Annotated in this window: 4 protein-coding genes; 1 reads left to right on the top strand and 3 read right to left on the bottom strand. The window is 48.6% G+C overall.

The window, feature by feature from the left end; translation table 11 throughout:
* Window positions 1-103: 103 nt before the first annotated feature.
* The 3 genes from QUA04_RS28320 to QUA04_RS28330 form a co-directional block, all read right to left on the bottom strand.
* Entirely contained in the window at window positions 104-1039 is a 936-nt protein-coding gene (locus QUA04_RS28320; RefSeq protein ID WP_333263739.1) for a polysaccharide deacetylase family protein, read from the bottom strand.
* A gap of 498 nt (window positions 1040-1537) precedes the next feature.
* Window positions 1538-3130: a bifunctional pantoate--beta-alanine ligase/(d)CMP kinase gene (locus tag QUA04_RS28325; protein ID WP_333263742.1), complete on the bottom strand. Its 1593-nt coding sequence runs from the start codon at window positions 3128-3130 to the stop codon at window positions 1538-1540.
* 194 nt (window positions 3131-3324) lie between these two features.
* Window positions 3325-4401, bottom strand: a complete 1077-nt coding sequence (locus QUA04_RS28330) for a septal ring lytic transglycosylase RlpA family protein (RefSeq protein WP_333263745.1) — start codon at window positions 4399-4401, stop codon at window positions 3325-3327.
* Between the two features lie 495 nt (window positions 4402-4896).
* Here QUA04_RS28330 and purM point away from each other — a divergent pair, with 495 nt between their 5' ends.
* Window positions 4897-5925, top strand: a complete 1029-nt coding sequence (gene purM, locus QUA04_RS28335; RefSeq protein WP_333263749.1) for a phosphoribosylformylglycinamidine cyclo-ligase — start codon at window positions 4897-4899, stop codon at window positions 5923-5925.
* The last annotated feature ends 346 nt before the right edge of the window (window positions 5926-6271 follow it).

A 6271-nucleotide genomic window follows, 5' to 3' on the forward strand; every position in this document is an offset into this window, starting at 1 on the left:
AGTTCAACGGAAAAACTTTGGGGTTCCCACTTTTCACAACTGATAAAAAAATTCCACCCACATCTGCGGAATGTGGGGTATAACCTACCACTTTTACGAATTGTTATTTTTGTGCTGTTGTCTGCTGTTTTGACTCTTGTTCTTGCATCTGTAATAACTCGGGAACTGTTACGAAAATGTACCCTTCCTTTCTCAATCGAGCAATAATGTCGGGCAAAGCTTTTACAGTTCTCGATCGATTACCACCGCCGTCGTGCATCAGCACAATGCCACCGGAATTGGCTTGCCTCATCACGTTGTCCATCAAAGACTCCGTAAGACTGCGCCAATCAAAAGAATCAGCAGACCACATCACAACTGCATAATTTTTCTTTTGAGCGTAAGCTGTCAATCCATTGTTTAAAATGCCTCCTGGCGGCCGGAACATCGATGTTTGGATGCCGGTCAAGTCCTCAATTAAGGATGAAGTGCGATCGATCTCGCGAGCAGCACCGTCTTCGTTATACTGAAGGTATTCATGGCTCCAAGTGTGATTGCCGATCGCGTGACCGGCTGCTGCAACCTGTTTGCCAATTTCTGGATAATTTTGCAGGTATTTTCCTACCCAGAAAAATGTAGCCTTAATATTATTTTCCTTGAGAATATCTAGGATTTGTCTAGTTGTTTTGGGCCAGGGGCCGTCGTCAAATGTCAGGGCGATCGCCTTGTGCTGGGGGTCGAGTTTCGCGTGACTAATGGTTGTACCTTGAAACTGATCCGGTACGGGTGAGTGAAATCGGATTGCCTGCAATTGGGCAAGAGCATTTTGGGAAAATTCAACTCGACGGGCGATCGCCTCGGAGAACTTATTAATATTGGACATCGGCTGTTGTTCTTGCGAGTGGGATACGGCCAAGACTTGCGCCTGAATCGGTTGCAAGGGCTGATTTGCTCGCAAGTTAATCGGCCATGTCACACCCAGCAAAAAACTTCCTGTTGCTGCCATAAAAGCAACGATTAAAGTTTTTCGCCGCCTCCACAGCAGTTTTAATTTTGTCACGTTATTCTCTCCTTTACACCTTGTACAGTTAATTTGAGATTTTATGTTGATATCAAGTTAATCCACTTAAGAGGATAATCTTAAATTGGACTGTCGGTAAAAATGCTACTGGAAATAACCGATCATGGGGAACTCCGTCCGGATAAAAAAATTTAAGATTTGTGCGCCCGAAATCCCCTAACCCATGAAAACGCCGGATGGTTGAACTTTTTCCCCAGGGACGGGGACGGCGCTCAAATCGGATTAATGGCACGATATTCTTAGGGACTCAGCCCGCATCGACCGCCGTCCCTACCTGACACTGCAAGTTGGTTTAACGTGAGATGTGGCACTGTTGTTAATAAGCCTTTCAAGGAGGGGGGGCTAGAAGAGGCCACCCCACAAGAAAATTTAGTCTTTGGGGGATAGACCCGAAAGGGTGTTAAGCGAGAATGGGGCAAGATGTGAGTTTAACCGCATTTGATATGAGGGCGATCGCGCGCGCCCAGCGTCGTAAAATTAACTTTTAGGGCCGATTCTCTCTTTATACAAGCCGACAATCCGATCTATAACTTCAGCAACAGTCAGATTGTCTGTTTGAATTTCCACAGCATCGACCGCTTTACGCAAAGGTGCAACCTCGCGGGTGCTGTCCTTTTCGTCCCGTAGGGCGATGTCTTGTTCCAATTGCGCCAAGCTAATATTACCCCGATCGGTATCTTTAAGTTCTAACAGCCGCCTGCGCGATCGCTCTTGTACCGAAGCCGTCAAAAAAATCTTCAGTTCAGCATCGGGAAACACGTTAGTACCGATATCGCGGCCTTCTGCTATAATTCCGCCTTTTGTGCCGCAGCGCCGCTGTTCCTCCACCAGAAACTGCCGCACGGCGGGAATTGCCGCCATTTCCGAGACGCGGGATGTCACTTCCAAACTGCGAATTGCCTCGGTTACGTCTTCGCCGTTAATCTTCAACATCTTTGATGCGGGATCGAGGTTGTATTCCAAATAACTGGAACTGATTAATTCGGCGATCGCGCATTCGTCGGAAATCGGCGTGTCTGTTTTCAAGACCAGCCAAGTCAGCGCCCGATACATCGCACCGGTATCCAGATAAAATAAGTTTAAAGCTGTTGCGGCAAGGCGAGTTACGGTAGATTTGCCAGCTCCCGCCGGGCCGTCGATCGCCACAATGGGCCGACGATTCCTGAGAATTATATTGTCAATCAAGCGAGTAGAGCCAACTCTGGCGGCCACGGCTAAAAGTCCCGCTGTTTCCACAACCTGCAAGGGCGTCAAAGTGTCGGGATCGACGAGTTCGGCGTATTCGAGCTTGACTGCGGGCTCTCCTTTGACTGCTGCGTGGGCTGCAGCGAGTGCGGCTGCTGCGGTGCGATCCCCTGAAGCAAAAGTTTCCGAGGCTTGTTGCAGGGCGCGGTAGAGTACGGAGGCTTGATGTTTTTGCTCTGCTGTTAAATACTGATTGCGAGAACTCATTGCCAGTCCCGACTCTTCGCGGACGATCGGACAAGCGACAATCTCTACAGGCAAGTTAAAATCAAAGACCAGTTTCCGAATAATTGCTAGCTGCTGGGCGTCTTTTTGACCGAAATAAGCTTTTGTCGGCAGCACTAAACTCAAAAGTTTAGTAACAATTGCCGCGACGCCCTGAAAATGACCGGGCCTTGCTTTGCCGCACAAAACCGATGTCATCGCCGGTGGCGGCACTACTTGAGTTAAGGATGAAAGGTCAATCTCTATCTGTTTTTGGGCGGTTTGCTCTGTTTCTGTGCGAAGAACCGCTTGTTTGCCGAACATTTCGGTTGCTGAGGGAGCAAAAATAGCATCAACGCCCGCTTGTTCGCACAACAGTCGGTCTTGCTCGAAATTCCGAGGATAATCTTGAAAATCTTCTGTCGGCCCAAATTGCAGCGGGTTGACAAAAATGCTGACCAGGGCGATCACATTTTCTTGCCTTGCCCGCTGGATCAAGCTCAGATGCCCTGCGTGCAAAGCTCCCATCGTCGGCACCAAACCGACTGTCAAATGAGGTGCAGCAGACTTTTGTAAATTTAAGTAGCAGCGAAGTGCTGCAATGGTAGTAAACAGGCGCACCGGTAGAATCTCCTGAAGGCATTCGGCAGAATACAGAGTTTATTTGTCAGAATTTGTTCGACTTGACATCTTGCATCATCCTCAAGAACAGGTAAGATGCCTCTTCCACCAAGAATGGTGCAAGATGTCAGTTTTATTCTACTTTCTGCCTTCTACACTTCGGATAACTTTTGTATTCTGCCTTAGACTACCGTTCAGCGTCCCACAGTTGTTTGCTGCGGCGGTTCCATCACTTCGATTTCCACTCTCGCAACCCCACTGCCCATCATTCCCAGCACGCTGGCTGCGCCTGCGGACAAGTCAATGAGTCGATCGCCCACATAGGGGCCGCGGTCATTAATGCGGACGACTACGGTGCGGCCGTTGTCGAGATTTCTGACCATGACTCTAGTTCCGAATGGCAAATTGCGGTGGGCTGCGGTCAAATCATTTTGGTTGAAACGCTCGCCGCTGGCGCTGAGGTTGCCGTCAAATCCCGGGCCGTACCAGGAAGCCCAGCCGCTGAGGCGCACTTGAACTGGGCCCAGAGACAGCACAGGGGGTTCTGGTTGGGGTTTGCCTGCGATTTCTTCCAAGGGTGGGGCGTTGCCCAGAAGCCGGCGGAGGCGATTGGTTGCTTGCAGGGCGTCTCGGCTAAAGTCATTGGTGGTGTCGGGGAGGATGGTTTCGGCGTTGATGTTTACCAAGTCCTCGCCGTTTGCCTGGATAATGTAGCGATCGCCTTTTTCCCACTTAACGGTAATGCTGTTGGGATCGATGTTGTTGCGGGCTAGCTGATTGAGTCTTGCTGCTAAGCTTGATGCCCGCCAAACTGCATCGGGTTCTTGGATGCGGTCATTGTTGGCAATGTTTCCGACTTTGGGATTTTCTCTCGCGCCCGCTACTTTCGACGGACTGCTAGCACCGGCTTGGCTGTTGCCAGTTTCTCCCAAAGGCGTGTTTTTTTCCGGATTCGCGTTCAGAAAGGTGATGACTGGAATGTTTCGCACGTAGACTGTCGCTGCTTGTCGCCCGCCTAAGTCGTGGGGCTGAATTTTGGCGATCGAGTCTCGGGCAATTTCAGCTCTGGCTTGATACTGATACTGTCCGACTTTTTGCGCTTCGACCCGAGTAGCGTTTAACTGCCGGGACGGTTGGGTGGCAATTACTTGCTCGGAAACCTGAGAGTTTTGGTTGTCGGCACCTGTTGCTTGTGCGTGACAAGAGGATGCCGTTCCTACCACAGGAACTAACAGGACAGCTAGTAGACCACCAACAAATTTTTCCTTCATACGTCCATTTTTGTGAATAGCCATTGCCAACCGAGATTGGAGGATTGGCCATTTGGCGGCGGGCGTCAAGGATTTCTCTCTTGCCCTTCGCCATTCCCCCGTGAGTCAAAGCAAAGTATCCGGGTGCGTTTTTGCTTTAATGCTTCCGCCCCAAAAAAAATTGGCGGAAACTTCCCTGACACTTGACAACTCGTACTCGATCCGCAATTTGTGTTTTGTTCACGAACTGCAACAGACTACCACAAACTTTTGTGGTTGGGGATCGCTGCGATCGCGATTTTCACCAAATCTTCATCAAATTTTCTAAAAACCCTCTATCATAAAATCCTTTAGTTCCAGTGCTTACAGCCGTTTCAGCTATTACGGAAAAATTTACAAAAATTTACAAAAAATTAGTGTATTTTGTGGGCTACGGAATGGCTAGTCTTAAAAAAGCTGTTTGTCAACTGTTATGGGAATAAACTAAAAATTAGAAGAAATCGATTTGGCGGACTTATGGATTATCGAGAAGCAGGTGTGGATGTTGAGGCGGGCAGAGCTTTTGTCTCGCGCATCGGGAGTATGGTCAAGAGCACCCACCGATCGGGAGTTTTGGGCGGATTCGGCGGGTTTAGCGGTTTTTTCAGCGTTCCGGAGGGTTTAAAAGAGCCAGTGATGGTTTCGGGTACTGACGGCGTTGGGACTAAGTTGAAATTGGCCCACAATCTCGATCGGCACGACACGGTAGGTATCGACTTGGTGGCGATGTGCGTCAACGACGTGCTGACATCCGGGGCCGAACCCCTCTTTTTTCTCGATTATTTAGCCACGGGAAAGTTAAATCCCGAACAATTAGCTGCGGTGGTGGCCGGGATTGCTGACGGTTGCAAGCAAGCGGGCTGTGCTTTACTCGGAGGGGAAACGGCAGAAATGCCTGGTTTTTACCAAGCGGGTGAGTACGATTTGGCGGGGTTTTGTGTCGGAATTGTCGAAAAGAGCAAATTGTTGGATGGTTCGCAGGTGCGGGTGGGAGATGTGGCTGTGGGGCTGGCGAGTTCGGGCGTGCACAGCAACGGTTTTAGTTTGGTGAGAAAAATTGCGGGCGATCTGGGTTTTGACTGGCATTCCCAACCCGAAAAGTTAGGTGGCAAAACTTTAGGAGAAGTGCTGCTAACTCCGACTAAAATTTATGTTAAACCAGTCCTCGAAGCAATTAAGAGCGGTCTAGAAATTCACGGCATGGCTCACATTACGGGCGGCGGTTTGCCGGAAAATTTGCCCCGCTGTTTGGGAGTTAATCAATCTGTAAAAATTGACAGCAATAGCTGGCCAAATTTGCCAATTTTCCAGTGGATTGCTGAAGCGGGCCAAGTTGCCCCAGCAGATATGTTCAATACTTTTAATATGGGGATTGGGTTTGTGCTGTTGCTCGATTCCAGGGAAGTAGAACAGGCTGTTAAATGGTTTGAATCTCAGGGAATTGGTGCTTGGGCGATCGGGGAAGTGATAGAGGGGAACGGAGAATTGATCATGGATAACGGTTAATGGGTAATTAGTAAGAAGCCATCGCAGTGGGTGAAGATTGCTTCATTTTGTTTTATGCACTAAGAGACAATCTCAACCTACATTCATCTGTGTAGATCTGCGGTTAAATTTATAGTTTTGAAAGTAACCGCAGAGGACGCAGAGGAGATAGAGGAAGAAAGAGAAAAAGGAATTAATAACAGATGACTCGTTACTTCAATTTTGACTGAAATTGAAATCAGCTATTGTGCCTTTAAATACGGTATAATTTAAAACCATTGGTGTCAATGAGGCTCTCCTGAAGTTGCGGTGATATTTTTATCTAATTAGAAAAGCAAGCTAATACGCGTTCTCGAAAATTATCAAA

Origin of the sequence: Microcoleus sp. S13_C5, assembly GCF_036700845.1 — a bacterium.
Taxonomy (GTDB): domain Bacteria; phylum Cyanobacteriota; class Cyanobacteriia; order Cyanobacteriales; family Microcoleaceae; genus Microcoleus.

Coding starts and splice junctions, on each gene's coding strand:
- purM (WP_333263749.1), top strand. CDS start 4,897: ATGGATTATCGAGAAGCAGGTGTGGATGTTGAGGCGGGCAGAGCTTTT.
- QUA04_RS28330 (WP_333263745.1), bottom strand. CDS start 4,401: ATGAAGGAAAAATTTGTTGGTGGTCTACTAGCTGTCCTGTTAGTTCCT.